We start from the raw sequence: 26,687 nt of genomic DNA, 5'->3' as shown, positions 1-26,687 counted from the left end.
CTTCGTTCGTTGCGCGGGCCTGCGCCTTTACCGCCCTCAACCTGGTCGGCCGAACGTGGGGAGCAGCAAGTGAGCGTCTTCCTGTCTGCCGTGGTCCGCGAGGAACCGGATTTCGCCCAAATGCAGCTCGACCGGCACGTCGCGCCGAGCGAGGACGGCCGCTGCGGGGTCTGCGGCGAGGAGGATCCGTGCTCGCTCCGCCGGGTGGCGCTGCGGGTCTTCGGTCGGTACGGCCGCCTTCCTCGCCGGTGGCCGTGTTCACGAGCCGGTCACCCGCCGGGGCGGCTCACGCCGTTCTCGTAGGCCATCACGACCGCCCCGATCCGGTCCCGCACGCCGAGCTTGCCGAGGATCCGGCTCACGTGCGTCTTCACCGTGGTCTCCCCGAGGTAGAGCCGCCCGGCGATCTCGGCGTTGTTCAACCCCCGCGCGACCAGCCCCAGCACCTCCCGCTCCCGCCCGGTGAGCCGGTCCAGTCGCGGGTCGGGCCGCGGCTCGGTGCCCTCGGTGACGAAGCGGGCCAGCAGCCGCCGGGTGACCGACGGCGACACCATCGGGTCGCCGCGCAGCACGCCGCGGATCGCCACCAGCATCTCGGCCGCCGGCACGTCCTTGACCAGGAAGCCGTCCGCCCCGGCCCGCAGCGCCGCGAACGCGTGCTCGTCCAGGTCGAACGTGGTGATCATCAGGATGCGGGTGGCGGGCAGCTCGGCGCGGATCCGGCCGGCCGCGGTGATCCCGTCCACCCCGGGCATCCGGACGTCCATCAGGACCACGTCCGGGCGGTGCCGGGCGGCGGCGTCGACGGCCTGGAAGCCGTCGGCGGCCTCGCCGATGACGGTCAGATCGGGCTGGCTGTCGACCACCATGCGCAGCCCGACCCGCATCATCTCCTGGTCGTCACAGATCAGCACCCGTGCAAGCATGCCCCGATGCTGCCGGGGACCGGCTGTGAGCGGGCTGTGCCCGGCGGGTCGAGGGGCAGCGTGGCGAGCACCCGGAAGCCGCCGCCCGGTCGCGGGCCGACGTCGAGCGTGCCGCCGAACATCGCCACCCGTTCCCGCATCCCGGCCAGGCCGCGCCCGGACGAGGGCAGCCGCGCCGGCGCGGCACCACCCCGGTCACCCACCTCGATCCGGATCGTCCGGCCCGGTCCGGGTTCGCCGAGATCCACGGTGACCTGCACGGCAGCGCCCGTTCCGGCGTGCTTGACCACGTTGGTCAGCGCCTCCTGAACGATCCGGCAGGTCTGCACCACGGCCCCGGGCGGCACGTCGTCACCGCGTCCCAGGACCCGCATCGCAGTCCCGCCCACCGATGCCGCCAGCCGATGCAGATCAGTCAAAATCGGCTGGGGTACGGCCGCAGGACCATCCGTGCCCAGCATCGCCAGCAGTCGTCGCAGTTCGGTCAGCGCCTGCCGCCCGACGTTGCTGACCAGGGCGAGCGTCCGGTCCACCGCGGCCGGATCGGCATGCCGCATCAGCTGCGCGCCCTCGGCGTTGACGACCATCACGCTCACGCTGTGCGCGAGCACGTCGTGCAGTTCCCGGGCGATCCGGGTGCGTTCCTCGGCGGCCGCGGCCCGGGCCAGCGCCCGGCGTTCGGAGTCGGCCAGGTCCGCCCGCGTCTCGAGCGAGCGCAGGTAGGCCCGCCGGACCCGGACGTACTCGCCGAGCAGCCAGGCCGTGCCGATCGACAGGCCGTAGGTCAGGGCGCTCCAGCCGCTCACCGACCAGACGGCGTAGAACGCGGCGGCGGCCGGGGCGGCGACCAGGGCCGCGCGCCGCCGGCCGCGCACCACCAGCGTGTAGAGCATGACCTGCAGGGACAGGTGGGCCAGCGGGAGGTGCCCGGCCCAGGCCCGGGTGAGCAGGCCGAGCCCGGCGGCGGCGAGCACGATCGCGGTCATCGCCGCCGGGCGCCGGTGCCGCCCGAGCAACGGCAGGACCAGCCCGGCCAGCACGAGCGCCTGCACCCAGAACGGGCGGCCGTCCGGCGGCGCCACCATCGCGGGCGCGGCGAGACCCGCGGCCAGCAGCGGATTTGCCAGGGGGCGCATGACCCGACGCTATCCACCACGGCGGGTGCGGGCGTCGTTCCGTACGGCGGAAATGGTCCTCCCCCAGGAGGACGACAGCGGCCCGGCGGCAGGACGAGCGGCGACGATCTTCGCTTCTAGCGTCCCGGTCATGTCCATTCTCACCGAGTTCCTGCGCCACCCGTTGCTGACCGGCGCGGTCGCCGCCAGCTCACCCGCACTCGCCCGGATGATGACCGGCGGCATCGGTCTGGAGCGGGCCCGGACCGTGGTCGAACTCGGCCCGGGGACCGGCGTCTTCACCGACGCGATCCGGCGCGAGGTGGCGCCGGGCACCCGGATCGTCGCCGTCGAGCTCAACGGTCACCTGGCCGAGCAGCTCACCCGCCGGTACCGCGGGGAGCCGGTCGAGATCGTCCACGGCTCCGCCGCCGACCTGGCGAGACTGGTGCGGTATCCGGTGGACGCGGTGGTGTCCGGTCTGCCGTGGACGGTGATGGCCGAGCCGGTCCGGTTGCGGATCCTGGACGCGGTCACCGCGGTGCTCGCGCCGGGCGGCGTCTTCACCACCTTCGCGTACGCCCACGCGGCCTGGACCCCGCCCGGGCGCCGGTTCGCCGCCGAGCTACGGCAGCGCTTCGGCGTGACCGGCACCAGCCGGGTGGTGTGGCGCAACCTGCCGCCGGCGTTCGTGCACCACGCCTCGGCACCGCGCCCGAGCGGCCGGCACACCCCGACGGCGCGGGTGAGCCGGTAGCCGAATCGGGCACGGATCGGCCGAACCCCGAACCCGGCGGACCCCCGCGATCAGGCGATGGGCGCCGCCGCGGCCGCCGGCTCGGCCGCAACCGGGTCGTCCCCGTGGTTCTCCGGCCGCGCCTTCCTCGGGAAGGCGAAGGTGAGGGCGAGAAAGGCGACGAGCAACAAGGCCAAAGCGATTAACGTACGGCGGAAAGCGTGCTCAGCCGTCCCGGTGGTGACACCGTCGAAGAAGATCGAGCCGAAGATCGCCACCCCGATCGAGCTCGCGATGGACTGCACCGCGGTCAGCACCCCGGACGCCGAGCCGATCTCGTCGTCCCGGACCGCCGCCAGGATCACGCTGAACAGGGCGGCGATGACCGCGCCCGAGCCCACCCCGATCAGGGCGATGCCGGGCACGATCGGCCAGATCGAGAACGCGCCGCCGTGGCCGAGCTCGGTCCAGAGCAGCGCCGCCCCGCCCAGTTGGACGACCGCGCCCAGTTGCAGCACCACCCGGCCGAGCTTCTCGGCGAGGATCGCGCCGCTGATCGCGCCGCCGACCGCGGTGCCGATCGCGACCGGCAGGTTGCCCAGCCCGGCCTGGCCGGCGGTGAAGTCGTGGCCGATCTGCAGGAACAGCGTGAGCACCAGTTGCGTGCCGATCAGCGCGCTGAAGAACAGGGCGATCCCGGCCAGGCCGACCGTGTACGCGCCCCGGCCGAAGATGGCCGGGAGGACCAGCGGGGTACGCCCACCGGCCGCGGCCCGGCGTTGCTGCAGGGCGAACCCGGCGAAGCCGGCCAGCCCGGCGGCGATGCTCAGCCAGGTCCACAGCGGCCAGTCCCGTTCCTGACCGAAGTTCAGCGGCAGCACCAGCAGCGCGGACGAGGCCACCACGAGCGCCGCGCCGAGCAGGTCGACACCCACCGCCCGGTCCCCGGGGCGCCGGGGCAGGATGCGCCAGGACACGACCAGGGCGGCGAGCCCGATCGGCACGTTGACCAGGAACACCGTGCGCCAGCCCCAGCCGAACAGGTCGGCCTGGATCAGGCCGCCGCCGAGGACCGGGCCGACGATGCCACCCAGCCCGAGCACCGGCCCGAAGACCCCGAAGACCTGGGCGAGCTCTTTACCGGAGAAGTTCTCCCGCAGCAGGCCGAGCCCTTGCGGGAGCAGCATCGCGCCGGCCAGGCCCTGCGCCAGGCGTAACCCGATCAGCAGCTCGATCGTCGGCGCGGCGGCGCACAGCGCGGAGGCGACGGTGAACGCGGCCAGGCCGAACAGGAACATCCGGCGCCGCCCGAACCGGTCACCGAGGCGCCCGCCGACCACCAGGCCCGCGCCGAGGGTGAGCGCGTACCCGCCGATCACCCACTGCAGGCCCAGCGGGGTGGCGCCCAGGGACTGCTCCAGCGACGGACCCGCCACGTTGACGATCGTCGCGTCGAGCAGGTCCATGATCTCCGCGGCGAGCATCACCACGAGGATCAGCCACCGCCATCGGTACGTCATTTCATCTCGTTTCTTGATAATCAACGATGTTAGCAATAACAAGTATTACCATGGTCGGCGTGGACGTCAAACGTGTCGCCGACCGTCACCACGCCGGCCCGCCGGCGGATGGCGACATCCGGGCCCGGATCCAGCAACTGACCCTGCGCCAGCAGCGCTTCGAGCGGCGGGTCGCCCGTGACCTGGGCGTCGACCTGCCCGGTCTGGAGGCGCTGGACCATCTGATCTCCGCGGGCCCGAGCAGCCCGACCGAGCTGGCCCGCCGGCTGGACATCTCCACCGCCGCGACCAGCCTGGTCCTGAACCGTCTCGAGGCCGCCGGGCACATCCGGCGCGAACGGCACCCCACCGACGGCCGCAAGCTCGTGGTGACCGCGGCCGAGGACTCGGTCGACGCGGCCGACCGCCTGGTGGCGCCGCTGATCGGGGGCGTCGAGACGCTCGTCGGTTCCCTGTCGGAGCAGGAGAGCGCGACCGTGCTCAAGTTCCTCGACGCCCTGATCCAGGTCTACGACCAGGGCGCCCCCTGAGCGAGTTCGCTCCCGTTCTGCACCCGATTCGGGCGGTGCGCGCGCCCGGAATGCGATTCGCTTGGCGGTGTGGGTCGGCACTGGTGGCGGACGTCCGTCGCGGCGATGGCGCTCGCCATCGCCGGATACCTGCTGCTGGCGATCGGCCAGTGGGTGGAGCTGGCCTGGTCGCTGGTCAACACCGTCGGCCCGACCGCGGTGATCGTGATCGCCGCCCGGCGGCTGCCGCGCAACGCCCGGGTCGCCTGGTACCTGCTGGCGTTCGGCATCTTCGCCAACGGCACCGCGGTGGTGCCCAACACGATCGTCTACGACGTGCTCGGCAGCGACGCCTACCCGACCGTGGCCGACGCCTTCTACCTGCTGTTCTATCCGGCCGTGCTGACCAGTGTCGGCCTGATGATCCGGCGCTGGCCGCCGCTGCTGATCCGGGCGGCGCTGCTCGACGCGGCCACCATCACCTCCGGAATCGGGGTGCTGGCCTGGGTGTACGCCATCGAACCGGCGCTGCGGGACACCGACTACTCCCGGTTCGGGCAGCTGGTCCGGGTGGCGTACCTCGTCGGTGATCTGTTGTTGATCTTCTTGGCGCTGATCCTGGTGCGCAGCGGAGGCTCCACCGGCCCCCGCCGCGACCGCTGGGGTCTCTCGCCGCCGTGGCTGGCCACCGGCCTGATCACGTTCCTCGCCGGGGACCTGTTCTGGCTGATCGTCGGCAACAACACCGTGCCCGGCTGGGTGTCGCGCGGCACCGACTCGGCCTACTTCGCCGCGTTCGTGATCCTCGGCTACGCGGTGCGGCACGCCACCGCGACCGACGAGCAGCGCGCCACCGCGGTGCCCGGCCCGCCGGGCATCCCGCTGATGCTGACGCTGCTGCTCGCGCTGCTGATGGCCCCGGCCGTGCTGGTCCTGGAGATGTCGCACGGGGCGTTCCAGCACGGCGCGGCGATCGCCACCGGCTCCACGATCATGTCGGTGCTGGTCGTCACGCGGCTCACGGTGCTGCTGCGGTTCGTGGGCCGGCAGACCGAGCAGGTGCGCGAGCTGGCCCGCCGGGACGAGCTGACCGGCCTGCCCAACCGGCGCGCCTGGACCGACGAGCTGCCCCGGGTGCTGGAGCAGGCCCGGCAGAACGAGCGGCCGGTCAGCGTCTGCATGGTCGACCTGGACCACTTCAAGGCGTTCAACGACACCCACGGGCATCAGGCCGGCGACCGGCTGCTCAAGGAGGCCGCCGCGGCCTGGCTGAACCAGGTGCGCCGGTCCGACATCCTGGCCCGGTACGGCGGTGAGGAGTTCATCGTGCTGCTCCCGGACACCGACCTGGACGCCGCCGGCGCGATCATGCAGCGGCTCCGGCAGGTCACGCCCGGGGCGCAGACGTTCTCGGCCGGGGTGGCGGCCTGGGACCGGGCCGAGACGTCCGAGGAGTTGATCGCCCGCGCCGACGCCGCCCTCTACGAGGCGAAGCACAGCGGCCGGGACCGGGTCGTCGCGGCCGGCGCCCCGCGGCCCGCGGCGGTCGGCGACGCGCCGGCCGAGGCACCCGCCCGGCCGTGATCCCGGGGCTGCCCCTCCGGGATATCAGAATCGGTCAGCCATTCCGTCAATCCGCACCCGTACCGTCCGCCGGGCCGGGCGCACAGCAATTTCGTAGGTTCGGAACGCCGAGCGCCGAAATCCTTTGTGTCGTGGTCAAGGTTCACCGGCCAAATTCCTCCGGGCCGGTCGATGAACGCCGATGACGAGCGAGATGCGACCCTCTTTGTCGAGGTTTGTCCAGGAAAAATCCCCGTTTTCCGGGCTTCGAGCGGCATGCCGGGACGCGGTGGCGCGCTCGCCGGGCCCGCTCGGAGCTTCGCTCGGCAGCTCGGGAATTCAGCCGCTCAGAAGCGCCTGCCGAGCCGTACCGTAATCGATTCTTTGATTTATGTCTGTCGATTTGATAATACCGTTTTGCGGACTTTCCGGGAATTGAAGGGCGCGGACTCCCCGGGGTGGCCGGGCCGGTCGGCGCCAAGGGTCGTGATCCGTGCCATTACGATTGACGGCATTGGGCGCGCATAACGGGCGAAGGCTCATCGGTCTGGCAAAATACCCGGTCGATCGCGGACAAATCGGCCACCCGCCACGCTGTCGTTGATCAAACGGCGCCGGCCGTGCGATCATCCTGCGCCGGGCGTCCGGGTAGGCGCTTCTGAATATTTAATAGTCGCGTCTCATAAGTGAAACATTCCGGCCGCGGGGTGGGTTCGCGCAGGCTCAGGCGTCGTTCCGGACAATAATTCGGTTGCGATCTTGGCGGCCGTCTGCCCCTCTGCTAGCGTCCCCGCCAGATATTGGGAGACCCGGCCGGAGGCAAAGGCGTAATGGGCAAGTTCCTCCTGCGTAGGGTGGGGTACCTCGTGCTGCTCGCGATGGTCGCGACCATCGTGGCGTATGTACTGGCGGCAACCCAGCTGCATCCGCGAAGCAGGTACGAGGGCCGTAACCCGGCACCCGCGGAGGCCGTCGTCGATCAGCGGCTCAGCGAGCTGAATATGAACGACAAGACGCCGCTGATCGAGCGATTCACCACCTGGGCCAAGGGCGTCGCGCACGGCGACCTGGGCCGGACCGTGGACGGCGAGTCGGTCAACACCGAGATGGGCCGGCGAATGTGGGTCAGCCTGCGGCTGATGCTGGTCGGCTCGATTCTCGGCACGTTGCTGGGGGTGATCGCCGGCGCTTACGGCGCGATCAAACAGCACAAATGGTCCGATCAGACATTGACCGTCATCTCGTTCGTCCTGCTGTCGGTGCCCACCGTGGTGCTGGCCGTCCTGGTGAAGAACGGCGGCATCTGGTTCAACCAGGCGACCGGGAACGAATCGACACCGCTGCTGTTCACCACCGGGGAGATCACCCCCGGGCTGGACACCTGGTCGTGGGCCGGGCTCAGCGACCGGATGGGGCACCTGATCCTGCCGACCATCGTGCTCGCGATCGGCGTCAACGGCTTCGCCTTCTACAGCCGCTACCAGCGCAACTCCATGCTCGACGTGCTGGGCAGCGACTTCCTGCGGACCGCTCAGGCGAAGGGTCTGCGGCGCTGGTCGGCGCTGACCAAACACGGACTGCGGACCGCGCTGATCCCGATGGCGACCTTCTTCTCGTACCAGTTCGCGCTGCTCTTCGTCGGTGCCACGTTCACCGAGAAGATCTTCGGCTGGCACGGGATGGGGGAGTACTTCGTCGACTCCATCACCAAGAACGACATCAACTCGACGGCCGGGGTGACCCTCTTCGTCGCCGTGCTGGTCCTGATCGCCGGGCTGCTCTCCGACGTGGTCTACGCGGCGCTGGACCCGCGGGTCCGGGCGAGCTGAGGAGACCGAGATGACTGTCAACACCGACCTCGTCGTGGACGAGGTTCTCCAGCCGAGCCGCTCGGTCTCGCGCAACCGCCTGGTGCTGCGGCGCTTCCTGCGCCAGCGGATGGCCGTGCTCGGGTTCGCGGTGGTCGTGCTGATGATCGCCGTCGCCTACCTGGGACCGCTGTTCTACTCCTGGAAGTACGACCAGCTCGACTTCGAGGCGTTCCAGTCGCCGCCGACCCCGGAGCACTGGTTCGGCACCTACCAGACCGGTGGGGACGTCTTCGCCCGGACCCTGCGCGGTCTGCAGAAGTCGTTGGTCATCGGCCTGCTCGGGGCGCTGCTCTCGACCGCCCTGGCCGCGGTGGCCGGCGCCTTCGCCGGCTACTTCCGGGGCGCCACCGACGCGGTCGTCCGGATCGTCACCGACCTGATGCTGGTGCTGCCCGGCTTCCTGATCATCGCGATCTTCTCGTCCGCCCTGCGCGACGGCAGCTGGCTGCTGTTCATCGTGCTGCTGGCCGGCTTCCAGTGGATGATCACCGCCCGGGTGGTCCGCGGCATGACCCAGTCGCTGCGCGAGCGCGAGTTCGTCCAGGCGGCCCGCTTCATGGGGGTGCCCGGCTGGAAGATCATCCTCCGGCACATCCTGCCGAACATGGCGTCGTTCCTGATCATCGACGCGACCGTCGGGGTCAGCAGCATCATCCTGGCCGAGGTCGGGCTCTCCTTCTTCGGCTTCGGCGTGCAACCGCCGGACGTCTCGCTCGGCACCCTGATCGCCGACGGCTCCGGCGCGGCGCTGACCAACTGGTGGCAGTTCTACTTCGTCGCGGGGGTCCTCGTGCTGCTCGTACTCGCCGTCAACCTGGTGGGCGACGGCCTGCGTGACGCGCTGGACCCGAACTCCGAGATCGAAGGTGCCAAGTGATCGACGCGATCGCGACCCGGGAGGGCGCACCCGAGCCCGCCGAGGGCCCCGGACCCGCCGTCGTCGAGCCGCTGCTGCGGGTCGAGGACCTGACGGTGACGTTCCGCAGCCCGGCCGGTCCGGTGACCGCCGTCCGGGGGATCAGCTACGACGTCCGCCCCGGCGAGGTGCTCGGCATCGTCGGCGAGTCCGGTTCCGGCAAGTCGGTCTCGTCGCTGGCCGTGATGGGCCTGCTGCCCGGCAACGCCAAGATCACCGGCTCGGCGACGTTCCAGGGCCAGCAGCTGCTCGGCCTGGGGGACAAGCAGATCTCCCGGATCCGCGGCAGCCGGCTCGCGATGGTCTTCCAGGACCCGCTCTCCGCGCTGACCCCGGTCTACACGGTCGGCGACCAGATCGCCGAGACGATCCGGGTGCACCAGGGGATCAAGAAGGACGCCGCCGCCGAGAAGGCGATCGAGCTGCTCGACCTGGTCGGCATCCCGAACCCGCGGCAGCGGTCGAAGAGCTTCCCGCACGAGTTCTCCGGCGGCATGCGCCAGCGGGTCATGATCGCGATGGCGATCGCGAACGACCCGGCGCTGATCATCGCGGACGAGCCGACGACGGCGCTCGACGTCACCATCCAGGCGCAGATCCTGGAGGTGCTGCAGACCGCCCGGGAGGCCACCGGCGCGGCCATCGTCATGATCACCCACGACCTCGGGGTGATCGCCGGTTTCGCCGACCGGATGATGGTCATGTACGCCGGCCGCGTCGTCGAGTCCGGCGTGGTCGAGACCGTCTACGGGCAGCCGCGAATGCCGTACACGATGGGTCTGCTCGGGTCCATTCCCCGCCTGGACATGGGCGAGCGGCAGCCGCTGACGCCGATCGAGGGGGTTCCGCCGTCCATGGTGGCCCTGCCGGTCGGCTGCCCGTTCGCGCCGCGCTGCCCGATGAAGATCGACACCTGCGAGCAGACCGAGCCCGCCCTGCTCGGCGTGGTCTCCGACGACGCCGGGCACCTGGCCGCCTGCCACCGCAGCGAGGAGATCGCCCGGGACGGGCTGAGCAACACCGACGTCTTCCCCACCACCACGGTGCCGGAGCCGGCCGGCGCGGCGCGGCTCCCCCGGGAGCAGCGGCCGGTCGTGCTGCAGGTGCGCGACCTGGTCAAGGAGTTCCCGCTGACCACGGGCTCGGTGCTGCGGCGCAGGGTCGGCTCGCTGCAGGCGGTCGCCGGGATCAGCTTCGACATCCGCGAGGGTGAGACGCTCGGCCTGGTCGGCGAGTCGGGTTGCGGCAAGACCACCACCATCATGCAGATCCTCGAGCTGGCCAAGCCGACCGCGGGCACCATCGCGGTGCTCGGCAAGGACACCGCCACGATGAGCGCCAAGGAGCGGTTCGCGATCCGCCGCGACCTGCAGGTGGTGTTCCAGGACCCGATGGCCTCGCTCGACCCCCGGCTGCCGATCAGCGACATCCTGGCCGAGCCGATGGCGGCGCACGGCGTCCCGGCCGCGCAACGCGAGAAACGCGTACGGGAGCTTCTTCGCCTTGTCGGTCTTCGCCCCGAGCACGCCGACCGGTACCCGGCCAAGTTCTCCGGCGGGCAGCGGCAGCGCATCGGCATCGCCCGGGCCCTCGCCCTGGAGCCGAAGGTGCTGGTGCTCGACGAGCCGGTCTCGGCCCTGGACGTCTCCATCCAGGCCGGCGTGATCAACCTGCTCGACCGGCTCAAGGCCGAGCTGGGGCTCTCCTACCTGTTCGTGGCGCACGACCTCTCGGTGGTCCGGCACATCGCCGACCGGGTGGCCGTGATGTACCTCGGGCGGATCGTCGAGATCGGCACCGCCGACCAGGTCTTCGAGGCGCCGACGCACCCCTACACCCAGGCGCTGCTCTCCGCGATCCCGCTGCCGGATCCGGTCAAGGAGCGGCAGCGCAAGCGGATCCTGCTGACCGGCGACCTGCCGAGCCCGGCGGATCCCCCCTCCGGGTGCCGATTCCGGACCCGGTGCCCCAAATTCGCCAACCAGCTCGACGACGACCGGCAACGGCGCTGCCTCGACGAGTCCCCGGTGCTGACGGGCCGGGAAACCCCGGGCTCGGATCACGAGGCGGCCTGCCACTACCCGGCACCCGTCGCGGCGATCTGACGGTCCACGCGCCTTGTCCGCGTGGACCGGTGGAAATGAAAGAAATCGCGTCTGGATCAGACGCCAAGTTGTGGAGGAATTCGTGAGCAAGTTCTGGAGTGTCAGGACACTCCTCGCCCCGGTCGTCGTCGCGACCCTCGTCGCGACCGCCGCGTGCAGTGGGACGAGCGACAAGGGCACCGATCAGGCCTCCGCGCCGCCGAAGGCGAGCGAGAACCAGATCAACCCGAAGCCGCGCGACCAGGTCAAGGACGGCGGCACGTTCACCTGGGCTCTCAGTGGCTACCCGGCGAACTTCAACTACTACGAGCTCGACGGTACGGACGCCGACGCCAGCAGCGTCGTGCTTGCCACGCTGCCGGCGCTGTACAACTTCGAGGCCGACGCCACCCCGGTGGTGAACAAGAACTACCTCGCCGCCGAGCCGACGCTGGTGACCGACCCGAAGCAGGTCGTCACCTACGACCTCAACCCCAAGGCGACCTGGGACGACGGCACTCCCATCACCTGGGAGGACCTGCTCTGGCAGTGGAAGTCGACCAGCGGCACGGACAAGGCCTACAACATCTCGGCGTCCAACGGCTACGAGAACATCGAGAGCATCGTCAAGGGCAAGGACGACAAGGAAGCGGTCGTCACCTTCAAGACGAAGTTCGCCGACTGGAAGTCGCTGTTCGTCCCGTTCTACCCGGCGTCGACGAACAAGGACCCGAAGGTCTTCAACGAGGGCTGGGCCAAGACCCCGCTCAAGACCACGGCCGGCCCGTTCAAGTTCGACTCCGCGGACGCCACCGCGAAGACCATCACGCTGGTCCGCAACGAGAAGTGGTGGGGCGACCCGGCCAAGCTCGACAAGATCGTCTACCGGGCGATCGAGCCGAACGCGCAGGTCGACGCGCTCGCCAACGGTGAGATCGACTTCGTCGACATCGGCTCCAACGTCGACTCGTACCAGCGCGCGAAGCAGATCTCGACCGCCGAGATCCGCCAGGCCGCCGGCCCGAACTTCCGGCACCTGACGATCAACGGCACCAGCGCCAGCCTCTCGGACGTCAAGGTCCGTCAGGCCGTCGCCGAGGCGATCGACCGCACCGCGATCTCCAAGGCGCTGCTCGGTCCGCTGGGCATCGAGCCCAAGTCGCTCGACAACCACATCTACATGTCGAACCAGACCGGCTACCAGGACAACTCCGGCGACATCGGCAAGTACAACCTGGAGAAGGCCAAGACCGACCTCGACGCGGCGGGCTGGAAGCTGGACGGCGACGTCCGCAAGAAGGACGGCAAGAGCCTCGAGATCAACTTCGTGATCCCGACCGGCGTCAAGTCCTCCGAGCAGGAGTCGCAGCTGATCCAGAACATGCTGGCCCAGGCCGGCGTCAAGGTGAAGATCAACGCGGTTCCGGTCGACGACTTCTTCGACAAGTACGTCACCCCCGGCAACTTCGACATGACGGTCTTCGCCTGGCTCGGCACCCAGTTCCCGGTCAGCTCGGTCAAGTCGATCTACGCCAACCCGACCAAGAACGCCAAGGGCGAGCTGGACATCCAGCAGAACTACGCCCGCATCGGCTCGCCCGAGCTCGACAAGCTGCTCGTCGACGCCGCCGCCGAGCTCGACCCGGCCAAGGCGGCCGTGCTGGCCAACCAGGCCGACGCCCAGATCTGGCAGGAGGTTCACTCGCTGACCCTCTACCAGCGCCCGGAGCTGATCGCCAGCAAGAAGGACCTGGTCAACTTCGGTGCCAAGGGCTTCGCCGACAACATCTACGAGAACATCGGCTTCGCCAAGTAATCCTGGATCGATCGCGCCGCGCGGAGGCTCTTCTCCGCGCGGCGCGTTTTTTCACCCGAAGATCAAACCCATTTCGCGGTACGTGTTTTGCACACCCTCCGCATCACCCAGCCGGTGACACTCCAGCCGGATCGCGCCGAGGTGCCGTGCCTCGTAGACCTGCGCACGCCACCGTGCCTCGGGCGAACGGTCCATCGGCCCGTAGCTGTCGTCCGCCCAGAACGCGTCCCGGTCGGTACCCGGCTTGGCCAGCGCCATCCGGATCGTCCAGTCCGCCGCCGGATCTCCCCACAGCGTCCGGTCCAGGTCGAGCACCCCGCTGATCGTCGGCTCCGGGGCCCCCTCGGCGAGCATCAGGTTCACCGTCCACAGGTCACCGGCCAGCAGGCGTGGCTCGGTGATCCGATCGAGGACCTCGGCGCGGCCGGCCGCCGCCGCGGCGACCGCGCGAAGGTCGGCGGCGTCCAGCCCGCAGCCCTCGACATCGGCCACGATGTCGGCGAAGGCCGCGGCCAGCGCCTGGCTCCAGCTCGCGAACCCCGGCCCGCCGATCGGGCCGAAATGCGGACCCCGGACGGCGTGCACCTTCGCGGTGACGGCCCCGATCTGCCGGTAGAAGCCGCGCCAGCTCTCCCGCGGATAGGCGACCAGGCCGTCCGGTCCGGCCGCCGGCACCCCGGCGACGAGTGTCTCGACCATCCAGTCCCGGCCGATCACCTCGTGCGACCAGTCGGCCGCGATCACCCGCGGCAGCAGCGGCGCGATCGGCGACAGCCAGGGCAGGGTGGCGTACTCGTTGCGCATGAGCTGCCGCTCGGACCGGAACTGCCGCCCCGGCTCCGGCGCGACCCGCAACACGACGTCGTGCTCCTGGCCCTCGACGGTCAGCCGGTACGTGTTGTTGTACATCCCGAGACCGAGCTCGACGGCCGAGACCAGCCGGGCCGCCGGCCCGAAGACCCGGACACCGACGGCCTGGATCTCCGCCGCCCCGACCGGCTGCTGAAACGCGTCCGCCCGCCGCTCGAGATGCCGCAGAACTGTCATGGATCCTCTTCCGGGCCGCGCTCCGTCGACAAGGTGATTCGCGCCAATCATGACGGATGCCCGGACGTCGTCCTGACCGGAGCCGATGCAGACGGAGAGCCACCATTGGGTAGCTCAGCGTGGTATTCGCTACAGTGGCGTCGCATCGAACTGCGGAGGCCACGATGGCAGGACTCGCGACGCGGCAGAACAGCGACCGTTCCCTCGACCTGCAGCGGGCCGGACCGGCAGCGGCGGGCGTTGCGGGGTGACGGGATCTCTGCTCGACTGGGTCCTATGACTGGCGGGATGCGGCCCAGTGGGATGACGTTGCAGATTCCGGTGGGCGACATCGACGCCGGCCGCCGGTTCTACGCGACGCTGTTCGCGCGAGAGCCGGACTTCGCCCCGCACGAGGATTTCCTCGAATGGCGGGTCTTGCCCGGCGTCGAACTGTGGTGGCAGGTGATCGCGATCGCCGGGCCGGTTTCGCCGTTGACCACGCGGGTCAGACTGCGGGTCGACGATGTCCGGGCCGCCGCGCGGCGGGTGGCGTCCGAGCTCGGGGTGATTCCCTCGCCGGTGACCACCCTTCCGGGCGTGGTCAGCTTCCTCGACTTCGAGGATCCGTGGGGAAATCGGCTCGGCTGCTATGCGGACATCGTGCCGAGTTCCGAGCAGCGTGGGCCCGGCGGCAGCGCCCACGACGACAGCCTGTTCGACGTCGAGAATCCGTAGGCGCGGTTCCCCCGGCCGACGAACCACGCGCGGTGATCCGCCGTGCGAGGCGGCCGCGCGGCGGCCGGTGGCCGATGATCATCAGTGGGGGTATCTCGGTGCCGGCGGGCGCCACCGATGTCCCGGCGTGGCGCCTTTTGAACGGCGACACTGACGTCCTGGGGTGGCGCTTTACGCGGGCTACGCACGGGGGCTGGTTGAGTGGCGACACTGACGTCCCGGTGCGGCGCTTCAGGCGCGCTGTCCGGGGGGAACTGAATGAGCGGCGACACCACCATCGCGGCGCTGCGCCCGGGCGCACGCTGCCAAGGAGAGTTGAATGAGCGGCGAGACCTACGACGTCATCGTCATCGGTGCGGGCCCGGTCGGCGAGAACGTCGCCGACCGGGTGGTCAAGGGCGGCCTGACCGCCGCGATCGTGGAGCGGGAACTGGTCGGCGGCGAGTGCTCCTACTGGGCGTGCATGCCGACCAAGGCCCTGCTGCGCAGCGGGGCCGCGCTGCGGGCGGCCCGGCGGCTGCCCGGCGCCCGCGAGGCGGTGACCGGTGACCTGGACGTGGCGGCCGTGTTCCGCCGCCGGGACTCGTTCGCCTCCGACTGGAAGGACGACGGCCAGGTCGAGTGGCTGCGCAAGGCCGGGATCACGCTGTACCGGGGGCATGGTCGGCTGACCTCCGCCCGTACCGTCGAAATCGGTCGGGAAAGCGAACCCGCGGTGACCCTGACCGCGCGGTCCGTGGTCGTGCGGGAAAGCGAACCCACGGTGACCCTGACCGCGCGGCACGCGGTCGTGCGGGACAACGAACCCGCGGTGACCCTGACCGCGCGGCACGCGGTCGTGATCGCGACTGGGAGCGGCGCGCTCGTCCCGGACATCGACGGGCTGCGTGACGCGGCGCCGTGGACCAGCCGGGAGGCGGCCGCCGCGAGCGTCGCGCCGGGGCGGCTCGCGGTGATCGGCGGGGGCGTGGTGGCCACCGAGATGGCGACCGCCTACGCGGCGCTGGGCTCGTCGGTCACCGTACTGGCCCGCGACGGGATCCTGCCGATGGTGGAAACTTTCGCCGGGGAACTCGTCGCCGAGGCGTTGCGTGAGGCCGGGGTGTCGGTGCGGACCGGCGTGGAGGCCGCGTCGGTGCGCCGCGAGGCCGACGGCACCGTGCGGATCACGCTGACCGACGGTGCGCAGGTCATCGCGGATGAGGTGCTGGTCGCGATCGGGCGGACGCCGAACACCCGGGACATCGGACTGGAGACGGTCGGCCTGACGCCGGGGGAGTGGCTTGCCGTGGATGACACGCTGCAGGTTGCCGACGGGCTCTATGCCGCCGGGGACGTCAACCATCGGGTGCTCCTCACCCACCAGGGCAAATACCAGGCTCGCGCGGTCGGCGACGTGATCGTGGCGCGGGCCACGGGGGCGCCGGTCGACGACGGCCGGTGGGGCCGGCACGTGGCGACCGCCGACCAGCGGGCGGTGCCGCAGGTAATTTTCACCGAACCGGAGATCGCGTCGGTCGGCCTGACCGCGGCTGCCGCCGAAGCCGCCGGACTGCGCATCCGGGTCGTCGACTACGACCTGGGCGCCGTTGCCGGATCCGCGCTGCACGCCGACGACTATCACGGGCACGCCCGGATGGTCGTCGACGAGGACCGCCGGGTGCTCGTCGGATGCACCCTGGCCGGACCGGACGTCGCCGAGCTGTTGCACGCGGCGACGATCGCGGTGGTCGGGGAGGTGCCGATCGATCGGCTGTGGCACGCGGTTCCGGCCTACCCGACGGTCAGCGAGGTCTGGTTGCGGCTGTTGGAAACCTACGGCCGCTGAGTGAGCGGTCTGGCGGGGCTGTTGGGAACTTACGGCCGCTGACCGAGCGGTCTGGCGCGGCTGTTGGAAACCTACGGCCGCTGAGCGGGCGGTCTGGCGCGGAGGTTGGGAACTTGCCGCCCGCCGCCGTGCGGAGCGGCAGTAGGAAAGTTCCCGCCGCTGAGGGGCAAGCCGGGCTGCGGTTGGAAACTTTCTGCCGCTGAGCGTGGGATCGGGCGGCGGTCGGAAACTTTCTGCCGTTGCTCGCGAGGTCCGGCGGCGTTGGAAACTTACCGCCGTTGCTCGCGAGGTCGGACGGCCGTTGGAAAGTTACTGCCGCTGAGCGAACGGTCCGTCGGCGCCGAACGCGTGTTCGGCGAACCGTTCGCCGATCAGCTGGTGCGTCGCGGTGTCCGGGTGCAGCGCGTCGGGCAGCGGGTGCTCGGCCGCGTCCTTCTCGCCGTAGAGCAGCGTGCCGTCCAGGTAGTGCAGGTTCGGGTCGTCCGCGCGCCGCTCGGCCAGCGAGGCCAGCGCCTCGCGGATGACCTGCAGCGAGAGCCGGCCCAGCTCACGGTCCCCGGTCCGGCCGGTCGCGGTGAACCGGACCTGATCCGTGCCCAGCGACGCCGGATCGATCGCCCCGGGCCCGGGCGTGTCCTCGTGGATGCCACAGAAGATCGACGAGATCAACATCAGCGGTGTACGGGGGTGACCGTCCCGGATCGTGTCCAGGAACCCGTGCACGGCCGGCACGAACGTCCGCAGCCGCATCCCGTCCAGGTTCACCACGTTGATCCCGAACTTCACGCTGATCAGGTCGGCCGGCGCGTCCCGGATCACCCGGGCGGTGAACGGATCGACTAGCGCGCTCCCGCCCAGCCCGAGGTTGCGCAGGTCGACCCCGCCACGGCGGGCGGCGACGGCCGGCCAGATCCGGCCCGGGCTCGCCGCGTTCGACCCGTGGCTGATCGAGCTGCCGTGGTGCACCCAGAGCCGCCGGCCGGTCGTCACGACCGGACGGACCGGCTCGTCCGAGCGCAGCTCGACCAGCTCGACCGACTCGTTGTGCGGCAGCCAGAGCTCCACGACCTTGTCGCCGGCGGGCAGGTCCGGGAAGGTGGCGACGTGCGCGTCCCCGGGGTGGAACGCGGACGCCCCGGTCCGCAGGTCCACCTCGACCAGGTCACCGCCGCCGAGCGGGTCACTGCGCAGCAGCTCGCCGTCGATGACCAGGTCGACCTGACCGCGCGGCCGGACGGCGCCCAGGTAACCGACCCGGCTCGGGTGCAGGACCAGCTCCAGGGTGCGGGCCGCGGTCGCCACGGTGACGCGGGCGCCGGACGGCTGCGCCTCGACCATCGACAGTTGCGGATCGGTGAACCGGGCGAGCGCCGCGGCCGGCAGCCGGTGCGGCCGGACGCCGCGGGCGGTCCGCTCCAGCTCGGCGATGCCGTGCACCAGGTCGGCGGTGATTGCTGTGGTGATCATTGGGGGTCTCCAGGCCAGTTGTTCAGGAGTGCGTCGAGGACCTGGACGGTCTTGCGCCAGGACACCTCGGGCGACGGGGTGCTGTGGTCGAAACCGCCGATCCGCTCGATCGCCAGATAGCCGTTGATGGTGGCGCCGAGGACGCGGATGGCGTGGACGTGCTGGTCCTCCGGGACCGGGTAGCCGCGCAGCACCGCCCGGGTCAGGGTGACCACCTGCCGGGCGGCGTCCGATCGCACGACGATGTCGCCGGAGCGCCGCTGCAGCGACTGCCAGCGGCCGGGCGCGTCGCGGGCGAACTCCCGATACGCCCCGGTGTAGCCCTCCAGCGCCGCCCGGCCGGCCCGGCCCGCGATCGCCGCGGCGATGCGCTGGGACAGGTCGCCGAGCGCCAGCGCGGTGACGCCGTCGAGCAGCGCCTCCCGGTCACGGACGTGCGAATACAGGCTGGGGGCCTGCACGCCGAGCCGCCGCGCGACGGCCGACAGCGTGACGGCCTCGAAGCCGGCCTCGTCGGCGAGGGCGGCGGCGTCGGCGACCACCACGGCGGAGGTGAGTGCGGCACGTTCCATGCCATCATCCTACACCCATTAGGCGATCGCCTACAGGTAATAGTCGCGACGGCGGAATGGACCTGCGGCTATCTTCTTGATCATGGGGTGGGAACGGCCGCTGGACGGCGTCGAGGACGTGCCGTGGGACGAACTGCTCGCCGGGTCGTCGGAAGCCGGCGCGACCGGAGCGATTCTGGTCGGCGTGCTCCGGGATCTGGCCGCCGGGCACGGTGGCCTCGGCCGGATCGAGGATCTGCTCTACGCGGACGCCGACTATTTCTACACCGAGTACGGGCAGGACGGTGGATATGTGGCGGCCTTGGGCCCGGCAATCCGATTTCTTGCGCGGATTGCCGCATCAAACCCTTCCCGGGGTACGAGTGAGTCCATTGTCGAATTGATCGGGGAAATGGTCGGCGCGCCGATCGAACGGCACGGGGCGACCGAGGCGGAACTGGACGCCGCGGTGGACGGGGTGCGGGCGGCGCTGGTCGACAGCCGAGGCGCGCTCGACGAGGTGGCTCGGCTGTTCCCGGTGGTCGAGCCGACCGTCGCTCAGCTGTTCGCCGGGCTCGGAGGCGGCGCTTACGAACCGCGCTGGCGGGGCGTCGCGCGGCCGTTCGCGCGCGATTCCGCGTACCAAATCGATGTTGTTCCTGGGTTTGTGGTGGTGTCCTCCTGGGGTGGGGCCGCGCGGTTCCTGGATCCGGGCACCGGCGAGACCGTGGCGTCGTTTCCGGAGTATCACCGACAGGGTCGGTCGGTGCCGTTCGGTGACCCGGCCGGGCCGGGTGTGCTGACCATCGCGAATTGGCGTGGGCTGCGGCGGTGGCGTCATCGGGACGGCGTGTGGAAATCGGCTCGGATCAGATTCCGGGTCGCGGCGGTGGCGGTCAGCGGCGACGAAATATATGTGCGGACGTCGGGTGGGGACATCGGTTGTCTCGACGGTCGTACCGGGAAGCAGATCGGGCTCGCTGTTCGGGTGCCGGGCAGCGAGAAATACGGACTCCATCCCTATCGGATCGGCGATCGTCGAATGGTGGCGCTCGGCAATGGTCGGTCGTTGCTCCGACTGGATCTGGGCCGCGGCGTCGTTCAGGAACCGATCGAGGGTGTCCATGCCGTCCTGAGCACCTTCCAGCTTCGCGGCCGGACCTGCCTCGCGGTGCAGACGACGGATGACCGGGTGCGCCGGATCGACGCGGCGGCCGGCACCCCGATCGGTGTGCCCATTCCGATGCCGCGTCTCGACGGGGCATGCGCCTACGAGGTGGGCGGGCGACCGTATCTGGCGATCAGTTCCGGTCGGCAGATTCTGCGCTTCGACGCGGAGACCGGCGAGGCGGCCGGATCGCCGCTGGTCGGGCATCGGCGCGAGATCCGCGGCATCGCCGCCGCCGTGATCGATGGCAGACCGACACTGTTCAGCGTGGACGGCTCGACCGTGCGCCGCTGGGACGCGCCGACGGGCACACCATGGCCCGCGCCGATGGGCACTGCGTAGTCCGCGCTGACGGGCATGCCGTGACCTGCGCTGGCGGGCATGCCGTGACCTGCGCTGGCGGGCATGCCGTGACCTGCGCTGGCGGGCATGCCGTGACCTGCGCTGGCGGGCATGCCGTGACCTGCGCTGGCGGGCATGCCGTGACCTGCGCTGGCGGGCATGCCGTGACCTGCGCTGGCGGGCATGCCGTGACCTGCGCTGGCGGGCATGCCGTGACCTGCGCTGGCGGGCATGCCGTGACCTGCGCTGGCGGGCATGCCGTGGCCCCCGCCGATGGGCACGGCGTAGTCCGCGCTGGCGGGCATGCCGTGGCCCCCGCCGATGGGCACGGCGTAGTCCGCGCTGGCGGGCATGCTGTGGCCTGGGCCGGCGGGCACGCCGTGGCCCACGCCGCTGCCGCTGCCGCAGCAGCGGCGCGCGGTCGATGGTGCGGCGATTGCCACCCAGGTGGTCGCAGTTAGAAGTTTCCGCCTGCGCCCGGGTCGGTTGCGGGCAAAAGGTTTTTGTCTGGGCCCGGATTGGTCCGGGTGAAAGTTTTCGACTGGTGGGGTTTGATGTTTTCGTCGGGGTCGGGGTCGGGGTCGGTGGGGGTGGAAATTTCCTTCCGGGGCCGGAGCGGCGGTGGAGAAACATTCGTCCGGGCCCCGGTCGGTGGGGCGGAAACCTCCGGCCGGACCTGGACGCGGCAGGGAACTTTCGTCCAGGTCCGGCGCGGTGGTGCGGAAACGTCAGCCGACGATTGACCGCAGCGGGATTCCGGTCGCCTTCAGGTCGGCGATCAGGTCACGCAGGAACGGGTGCTCGTCGAACTGCAGACCCTCCGGGTTCGGAATGGTCAGATACGCCGAGTCGCCCACAACCGCGGCCGTCGCGGTGTTCGTGTACCGGCTGACCACGGCCTGCGCCCGGGCCAGGTCGGCGGCCGGCACCTGGATGCGGTCCGGGCGCCACTCGCCGCCGAGGTTCGGCGCCACCGGCTGGGCCGCGGCCGTCGCGCGGGCCGGATCGGCACTGGCCGAGCGCCGCGCCGACGGCGTGCCCGCCGGGTAGAGCAGCGCGTTCGCGACCAGCTGCAGACCGTTTTCGTTGTACGCCCGGAACAGCGGATTGAAGGCGAAAAGCACCGCCCGTCCGGCTCCGGTCGGCTCGTCGACCACCACCGACGTCCCCTTGAGAACGTCCTCGTGCACCGTATAGCCGTTGTGCCAGAAAGTTTCATCCGACGGATAAGCGACGACGTTCGTGCCGGTGGTGCTGGGGTTGAGGATCGGGTCGCCGTTGTTGAACTGGAAGTCCTCGGCGGGCCGGCCCGCCGCGACCGGGCTGCTGGTGTCCACGTCGACCCGCAGATGCGAGCCGATCACCAGGTAGTCCGCCGGCTTGGGCTTCTCGGTGGTGGAGGTCAGCCCGGCCGCGCGGGCCACCCGGGTGCCCTCGTTGCGGAGCCCGATGTAGGTGTGGCCCTGCGCGATCCAGTTCCGCAGGTTGGTCTGGCCGGCCGCGGTGAGCCCGCCGGTGGCGCTGCTGCCGTCCGGCACCATCAGGACGGTCCGGCCGGTGAACGCGGCCGTGTTGTCGTTGATGTCGGCGGTGGTGATCGGCGTCAGGTTCAGGCCCCACCGCTCGCCGAGCACGTAGCGCGCCTCGCCGTAGGAGCCGGACGTGGTGGCGACTCCGGTGCCGCGGAACAATCCGACGTCGGGCCGGGTGATCGCCGTACCTCGGGCGGGTTTGAAGGAAATTTCCAACGTGACGCCGAGTGACCGCGCGAGCCGGTCGACGGCCGGCGTGACACTGGCGGCCGGCACCCGGACCAGGTTGCCGTCGCGGACCGCCGGGACACCCTGGCCGAGCAGCTGGAACGTCAGCTGGGCGGCGGAGGCCGAGTCGAGCGGGAACGAGTAGGAGCCGGTGCGCGGCGCGATCCCCGTACGGCCGCCCTCGATGTGCTTGACCAGAGCGGACCTGGGCCGTACGTCGTCGCCGGTGTAGATGGTGTCGATGCCCATGAGCAGGGGGTTGCTCCAGGACGACACGTCGTAGAAGTACGGGAACGGCACGTACGGGTCCTCGCCCATGATCGCCTGGATCCAGTGCTTCTGCGGTTGCTCCATCGGGATCCAGTACGCGCCGGACGGCACCGTGACGTTCGTGCCGGTGCGGCCGCCGAAGATCCGGGCGTTACGCACCGTGACCGGTTTGGTGACCTCGTAGACCTCGACGTCCATCCCACGCAGCCGCTCGACGAGCCGCCGGACGTCACCGAGCTGGCGGCCCGGCAGCAGGAAGTAGGACTTGATCTTGATGTCCGGGACCGGGAACTGCACCGTGTTCTCCGGCTGGACCACCTGGTTGGGCTCGAGCGCGCCGGCCCGGCCCTCAGCGAGCGCGTCCGTCCAGATCTTGTAGTAGCTGGTCAGCACCTCACGCTTGTTGGCGGCCGCCCAGCCCAGCGTCGCCCACTGGGTGTTGAACTGCTGTTGGACCCGGTCCTGGACCGCGGAGGCGCTGCCCTTCTCGTAGGTCATGCCGGCCGCCCCGAACCCGGTCGCCGGAACGGTGTCGCCGTAACCCATGTAGAACAGGTCATAGGTGTCGTAGTTGAAGTAGCACTCGGTGGTGACGGTCGCGGTGCAGGCGCCGTTGTAGCCGAAGGCCGCCTTGTTCGCGGCGCCGATCCGGTTGATCCAGTCGACCGGCGCGTCGGCGATCTCGTGGTGGATCGGATCCGCGTTCGGCGGGAAGAAGTACCGTTGCCCGCCCATCTCGTGAGCGTCGACGAAAACCTGCGGCGGAAATTGCCGCAGCAGCGCGATCTTGCTGTCGGTTTCTTTTTGCGTACGGGCGAACCAGTCCCGGTTCAGGTCGAAACCGAACTCGTTCTGCCGGCGGAGCGCGTCGCGCCCGTCCGGGTTCTGGGTCGGCAGGATGACCGTGATCAGGTTGTCGTTGCGCTGCTGCACCGCGCAGGACAGGCCGGCGGCCAGCTCGTACAGGGTCTTGAGCGAGGCGTCGGCACCACTGGTCTCGCCGCCGTGCACGTTCCCGGCGATCCAGACGATGGCCGGCCGGCCCTCCGCGATCCGGCGCGCCCGGTCCGCCTTGAGGGTGCGGGGATCCCGCAGGCCGCGGATCTCGTCGGAGATTTCCTTCAAGGTGCTTTTCTTGGCCTGTTTGCTGCTGGATACCACGGCGTACTGCAGCGGCTGGCCGAGCACGCTGGTTCCCATCGTGCCGGTGATCACCCGGTCGGACGCCTTGTCGACCGCGCCCAGATAGTCGCGGATCTCGCCGTTGGTGACCACCCGCTGCTGGCCCGCGCCGAGCGGGAACCCGAGGACGCTCTCGGGGCTCGGCACCGTGCTCAGGTGGGCGGACGGATCGGTGCTGCAGGAGGCGCCCGGGGGTGTGGCGCTCGCTGGAGCCGGTGCCAGGGCGACGGCCATCAGGACCGCCGCGGCGCCTGCTATCGGAATCCGCATCGTGTGCTCGTTCCCTTCCCGAAAATAGTGTCAAATTCCCCGCAGCCTATGGCCTTGCATTTGCCAAGGTCAACGTAAGTTCTTAATGGGGAATTGGTGGAAACAAATGGGTAATGTGTGGCATGCCTGATTTCCGGTGCGCCGACCTCGCGCGGTGTGGTGGTCGGTACTGTCAGGGCGTGGCAGAGGGGCGACGGGCGACGCTGAAGGACGTTGCGGCGGCGAGCGGGGTCTCGCGCGCGACGGTCAGCTTCGTGCTCAATGACACCCCGAACCAGACGATCTCCGCGGCGACTCGGGAAAAAGTGCTGCGAGTGGTGCGGGAACTCGGGTACAAACCGCACGGGATCGCGCGGGCGCTGCGCGAGGGATCGTCCCGGATCGTGGTGCTGTTCATCGAGAGCGGGCTCGAGGGCAACTACTCCCGGAGCTACCTCCGCGGCCTCGACCAGGAGCTCTCCGCGCACGGCTACGTGCTGGTGGTGCGGCACGGGCCGACTGCTCCGGAGGCCGCCGAGCAGGTGCTCGACGCGATCAGTCCGCGGGCGGTCCTGCGGTTCGGGGAGGTGTACCGGACCGGTCACGCGCTGGAGGACCTCAGCGGCGGCTGGCGTGACGGGCTCGCCGCGCACACCGCGCTGCAGATCGGCTACCTCGCGGAACAGGGGCACACCGAGGTCGCGCTGGCGCTGCCCGACGAGGCGCCGCTGCGCGAGATCCGCCTCGAGTTCTCGCAGCTGGCGGCCGGTCGGCTGGGCCTGCCCGCGCTGCGCTGCCTGGTGATCCCGCGTTCCCGCCCGGCGGCGGTGGACGCCGTGCGGGCGTTCCGCGAGCAGGAGCCGGCGGTGACCGCGATCGCCGCCCACGACGACGACGTGGCGTTGCGGGCGGTGACCGCACTGACCGATCTCGGACTGCGGGTCCCGGGGGACTGCGCGGTCATCGGCTTCGACGACAACGAGTACGGGGCGCTGTTCACGCCGGCCCTGACCACGATCCACATCGACGCCGAGGCCCACGGCCGGGTGGCGGCCCGCGAGCTCCTCGGCCTGGACGCGGCCGGCCTGTCCTCTGCCCCCGCCCAGGTCCTGATCCGCCAGACCGCCTGACCCCAGCGACACCCCGCCCCGCGCCGCCCCGCCCCGCCCCGCGCCGCCCCGCCCCGCGCCGTCCCCGCCTCGCGCCGTCCCCGCCCTGCGCCGCATTCCTCCGCGCCGCCCCGCGCAGCGCCGCATTCCTGCGCCCCGCGCCGCGCCCCTCTGCCGCGCCGCCCCGCCTCGCCCTCGCCCCGCCCGCCTTGGGCGCGCCGTTTTGGGGCCGACGTGGCGCACAAGCTTTGCTTGCGGCAGAGGTGCGGTCGGGGGCCCGAGGCGTGTCTTGCGTCGTCTCGTAACACGGCTGTAGCTTTCGCAACTAGATCGGTTTAGCGCTAGCTCGATTCAGTAGCGCAGGCCAGGACCGCAGGAGGCGAAGCAAATGACCGCACCCACCCTTCAGGACGGCATCGACAAGGCCGGTTCACCGGTCCGGTTGCTGTGGAAACCGGGCGCCGTGCCCTGGACCCCGGAGGTCGTCGATCGCGAGTACGCCGGCTGGCGCACCGAACAGCGCGCCTGGCACGAGGGCGTCGCCGTCTCGAACCTGTCCCACCACATGTACGACATGGTCATCGAGGGCCCGGACGCGACGAAACTTCTCGCCGCGGTCAGCGCCAACAACTACGAGACGTTCGCGATCGGCCAGGCCAAGCAGATCGTCCCGGTCACCGAACGCGGATTCATCGTCACCGACGGCATCCTGGCTCGCGAAGCCGAACAGCGTTACCTGCTCTCCGGCATCCCGGCCTCGCAGCACTGGGTCCAGTACCACGGTGAGCAGGGCGGATACGACGTCAGCTTCACCACCGACCCGTCGTCGGCCTATCGCCGGGACCACGCGGACCCCGGGCTCTTCCGCTACCAGGTGCAGGGTCCGCTCGCCCAACAGTTGGTGGAAAGCGTCTTCGACGGTCCGCTCCAGCCGACGAAATTTTTCCACTGGACACCGGTCGCACTCGGCGGGCGGACCTTCAAGGCACTCCGGCACGGGATGGCCGGCCAGGCTGGATACGAGTTCATCGGCGACTGGGCCGACGGCGACTTCGTCCTGGAATCGCTGCTCACGGCCGGTGAGCCGCTCGGCGTGATCCGGGTCGGCGCGCTCGCCTACACCACCGCGTCGGTCGAGTCCGGCTGGATCCCGTCGCCGACCCCGGGCATCTACACCGATCCGGCGCTCGAGGATTACCGGCGGTGGGTCCCGTTGTTCGGCATCGAGGGACAGCGGCCGCTGCACGGAAGTTTCCACTCCGCCGACATCGAGGACTACTACGTCACTCCGTACGAACTGGGCTACGGCCGCCTGATCCATCTCGGTCACGACTTCATCGGCCGTGACGCCCTACTGAAGGCCCGCGACAACGTGCGGTGGCAGAAGGTGACCCTCGTGCTCGACAACGACGACGTCCGCCGGGTGCTCGGCGACGACCCCGGCTTCGTCCTCAGCTACTCCCGGCACCGGATCGAGACGAACCACGGCCTGGCCGGCACGACCTACCACCTCGCCACCCTCGACCCGTACCGATCCGTCCTGGCACTATCGCTGGTCAGCCCGGAGTTCGCAACTCCCGGCACGCAGGTGGAGGTGGTCTGGGGCGAGCATCCGGGCGACGGCAGCAGCCCCGAGTTCCCACGCATCCGAGCCACGGTCCAGCCCGCCCCTTACAACGAGCACGCCCGCACCCGCTACCGCCAGGATTGACCCCACCCGCGCCGATCTGCCCGCGCCGATCTGCCCGCGCCGATCTGCCCGCGCCTGTCCGGCCGCGCCTGTCCGACCGGTTCATCCAGCCCCGTCCATCCGGCTCGGGCCCGCCTGCTCCCTGCGATTCGACGGACTGCCTTCCTGATTGGCTTGCCCATATGCGTTTCCGGTCAGTTCTCGGTGGCGAGCTCGCGCCGCCACCCCGCGAGGACGGCCACAGCTCGCGG

General features: G+C 70.4%; 19 protein-coding genes. 12 read left to right on the top strand and 7 right to left on the bottom strand.

Annotated features, from left to right (window positions below; all coding sequences use genetic code 11):
- Positions 1-269: 269 nt before the first annotated feature.
- Both L3i22_RS32685 and L3i22_RS32680 read right to left on the bottom strand, forming a co-directional pair.
- A complete protein-coding gene (locus L3i22_RS32685) occupies positions 270-926 on the bottom strand; it encodes a response regulator transcription factor (protein ID WP_221321337.1) in 657 nt (218 codons plus the stop codon).
- On the bottom strand, positions 908-2,062 hold the full coding sequence (locus L3i22_RS32680) for a sensor histidine kinase (RefSeq protein WP_221321336.1): 1,155 nt from the start codon (positions 2,060-2,062) through the stop codon (positions 908-910). Before L3i22_RS32680 ends, L3i22_RS32685 begins: the two co-directional genes overlap by 19 nt.
- A gap of 130 nt (positions 2,063-2,192) precedes the next feature.
- Here L3i22_RS32680 and L3i22_RS32675 point away from each other — a divergent pair, with 130 nt between their 5' ends.
- Complete coding sequence (locus tag L3i22_RS32675; protein ID WP_221321335.1) at positions 2,193-2,798, top strand: class I SAM-dependent methyltransferase; 606 nt, start codon at positions 2,193-2,195, stop codon at positions 2,796-2,798.
- Positions 2,799-2,848: 50 nt separating this feature from the next.
- On the opposite strand, the gene L3i22_RS32670 is transcribed toward L3i22_RS32675, so the two are convergent.
- Positions 2,849-4,297, bottom strand: a complete 1,449-nt coding sequence (locus tag L3i22_RS32670) for an MFS transporter (protein WP_221321334.1) — start codon at positions 4,295-4,297, stop codon at positions 2,849-2,851.
- A 59-nt stretch (positions 4,298-4,356) separates the two neighbouring features.
- Between L3i22_RS32670 and L3i22_RS32665 the strand changes: the two genes are divergently transcribed.
- The 6 genes from L3i22_RS32665 (at position 4,357) to L3i22_RS32640 (ending at position 13,056) form a co-directional block, all read left to right on the top strand.
- Positions 4,357-4,827, top strand: coding sequence for a MarR family winged helix-turn-helix transcriptional regulator (locus L3i22_RS32665; protein WP_221321333.1), 471 nt, complete (start codon positions 4,357-4,359; stop codon positions 4,825-4,827).
- Between the two features lie 69 nt (positions 4,828-4,896).
- Positions 4,897-6,390, top strand: coding sequence for a diguanylate cyclase (locus tag L3i22_RS32660; protein WP_255657344.1), 1,494 nt, complete (start codon positions 4,897-4,899; stop codon positions 6,388-6,390).
- Between the two features lie 809 nt (positions 6,391-7,199).
- Positions 7,200-8,198 carry an ABC transporter permease gene (locus tag L3i22_RS32655; protein WP_221321332.1) on the top strand — a complete coding sequence of 333 codons (999 nt, stop codon included), beginning with the start codon at positions 7,200-7,202 and terminating at the stop codon, positions 8,196-8,198.
- Between the two features lie 10 nt (positions 8,199-8,208).
- A complete protein-coding gene (locus tag L3i22_RS32650) occupies positions 8,209-9,117 on the top strand; it encodes an ABC transporter permease (RefSeq protein WP_221321331.1) in 909 nt (302 codons plus the stop codon).
- Positions 9,114-11,261 carry an ABC transporter ATP-binding protein gene (locus L3i22_RS32645; protein WP_221321330.1) on the top strand — a complete coding sequence of 716 codons (2,148 nt, stop codon included), beginning with the start codon at positions 9,114-9,116 and terminating at the stop codon, positions 11,259-11,261. The genes L3i22_RS32650 and L3i22_RS32645 overlap by 4 nt, the downstream gene beginning before the upstream one ends.
- An 82-nt stretch (positions 11,262-11,343) precedes the next feature.
- Entirely contained in the window at positions 11,344-13,056 is a 1,713-nt protein-coding gene (locus L3i22_RS32640) for an ABC transporter family substrate-binding protein (RefSeq protein WP_221321329.1), read from the top strand.
- 51 nt (positions 13,057-13,107) lie between these two features.
- Here the strand turns inward: L3i22_RS32640 and L3i22_RS32635 are convergent, their stop codons facing one another.
- Positions 13,108-14,103 carry a phosphotransferase family protein gene (locus L3i22_RS32635; RefSeq protein WP_221321328.1) on the bottom strand — a complete coding sequence of 332 codons (996 nt, stop codon included), beginning with the start codon at positions 14,101-14,103 and terminating at the stop codon, positions 13,108-13,110.
- A gap of 288 nt (positions 14,104-14,391) precedes the next feature.
- Here L3i22_RS32635 and L3i22_RS32630 point away from each other — a divergent pair, with 288 nt between their 5' ends.
- Both L3i22_RS32630 and L3i22_RS32625 read left to right on the top strand, forming a co-directional pair.
- Positions 14,392-14,820, top strand: a complete 429-nt coding sequence (locus L3i22_RS32630) for a VOC family protein (RefSeq protein WP_221321327.1) — start codon at positions 14,392-14,394, stop codon at positions 14,818-14,820.
- A gap of 319 nt (positions 14,821-15,139) precedes the next feature.
- The gene (locus L3i22_RS32625) at positions 15,140-16,648 is read left to right on the top strand and encodes an NAD(P)/FAD-dependent oxidoreductase (RefSeq protein ID WP_221321326.1); all 1,509 of its coding nucleotides are present in this window, start codon (positions 15,140-15,142) and stop codon (positions 16,646-16,648) included.
- A 309-nt stretch (positions 16,649-16,957) separates the two neighbouring features.
- Here L3i22_RS32625 and L3i22_RS32620 read toward each other — a convergent pair whose 3' ends face one another.
- Both L3i22_RS32620 and L3i22_RS32615 read right to left on the bottom strand, forming a co-directional pair.
- The gene (locus L3i22_RS32620) at positions 16,958-18,115 is read right to left on the bottom strand and encodes a GDSL-type esterase/lipase family protein (protein ID WP_221321325.1); all 1,158 of its coding nucleotides are present in this window, start codon (positions 18,113-18,115) and stop codon (positions 16,958-16,960) included.
- On the bottom strand, positions 18,112-18,687 hold the full coding sequence (locus L3i22_RS32615; RefSeq protein WP_221321324.1) for a TetR/AcrR family transcriptional regulator: 576 nt from the start codon (positions 18,685-18,687) through the stop codon (positions 18,112-18,114). Before L3i22_RS32615 ends, L3i22_RS32620 begins: the two co-directional genes overlap by 4 nt.
- A gap of 82 nt (positions 18,688-18,769) precedes the next feature.
- On the opposite strand from L3i22_RS32615, the gene L3i22_RS32610 reads away from it, so the two are divergent.
- Positions 18,770-20,176, top strand: coding sequence for a PQQ-like beta-propeller repeat protein (locus L3i22_RS32610; RefSeq protein WP_221321323.1), 1,407 nt, complete (start codon positions 18,770-18,772; stop codon positions 20,174-20,176).
- 728 nt (positions 20,177-20,904) lie between these two features.
- On the opposite strand, the gene L3i22_RS32605 is transcribed toward L3i22_RS32610, so the two are convergent.
- Positions 20,905-23,658 (bottom strand): M14 family zinc carboxypeptidase, encoded by a 2,754-nt coding sequence (locus tag L3i22_RS32605; RefSeq protein ID WP_221321322.1) that lies wholly within the window; start codon positions 23,656-23,658, stop codon positions 20,905-20,907.
- A 179-nt stretch (positions 23,659-23,837) separates the two neighbouring features.
- On the opposite strand from L3i22_RS32605, the gene L3i22_RS32600 reads away from it, so the two are divergent.
- Both L3i22_RS32600 and L3i22_RS32595 read left to right on the top strand, forming a co-directional pair.
- On the top strand, positions 23,838-24,767 hold the full coding sequence (locus L3i22_RS32600) for a LacI family DNA-binding transcriptional regulator (protein WP_255657343.1): 930 nt from the start codon (positions 23,838-23,840) through the stop codon (positions 24,765-24,767).
- Positions 24,768-25,134: 367 nt separating this feature from the next.
- Positions 25,135-26,457 (top strand): aminomethyl transferase family protein, encoded by a 1,323-nt coding sequence (locus L3i22_RS32595; protein WP_221321320.1) that lies wholly within the window; start codon positions 25,135-25,137, stop codon positions 26,455-26,457.
- Positions 26,458-26,687 lie beyond the last annotated feature (230 nt).

The sequence above is a fragment of the Actinoplanes sp. L3-i22 genome (assembly GCF_019704555.1).
Taxonomy (GTDB): domain Bacteria; phylum Actinomycetota; class Actinomycetes; order Mycobacteriales; family Micromonosporaceae; genus Actinoplanes.
This window is presented reverse-complemented; position numbering and strand designations above follow the sequence as displayed.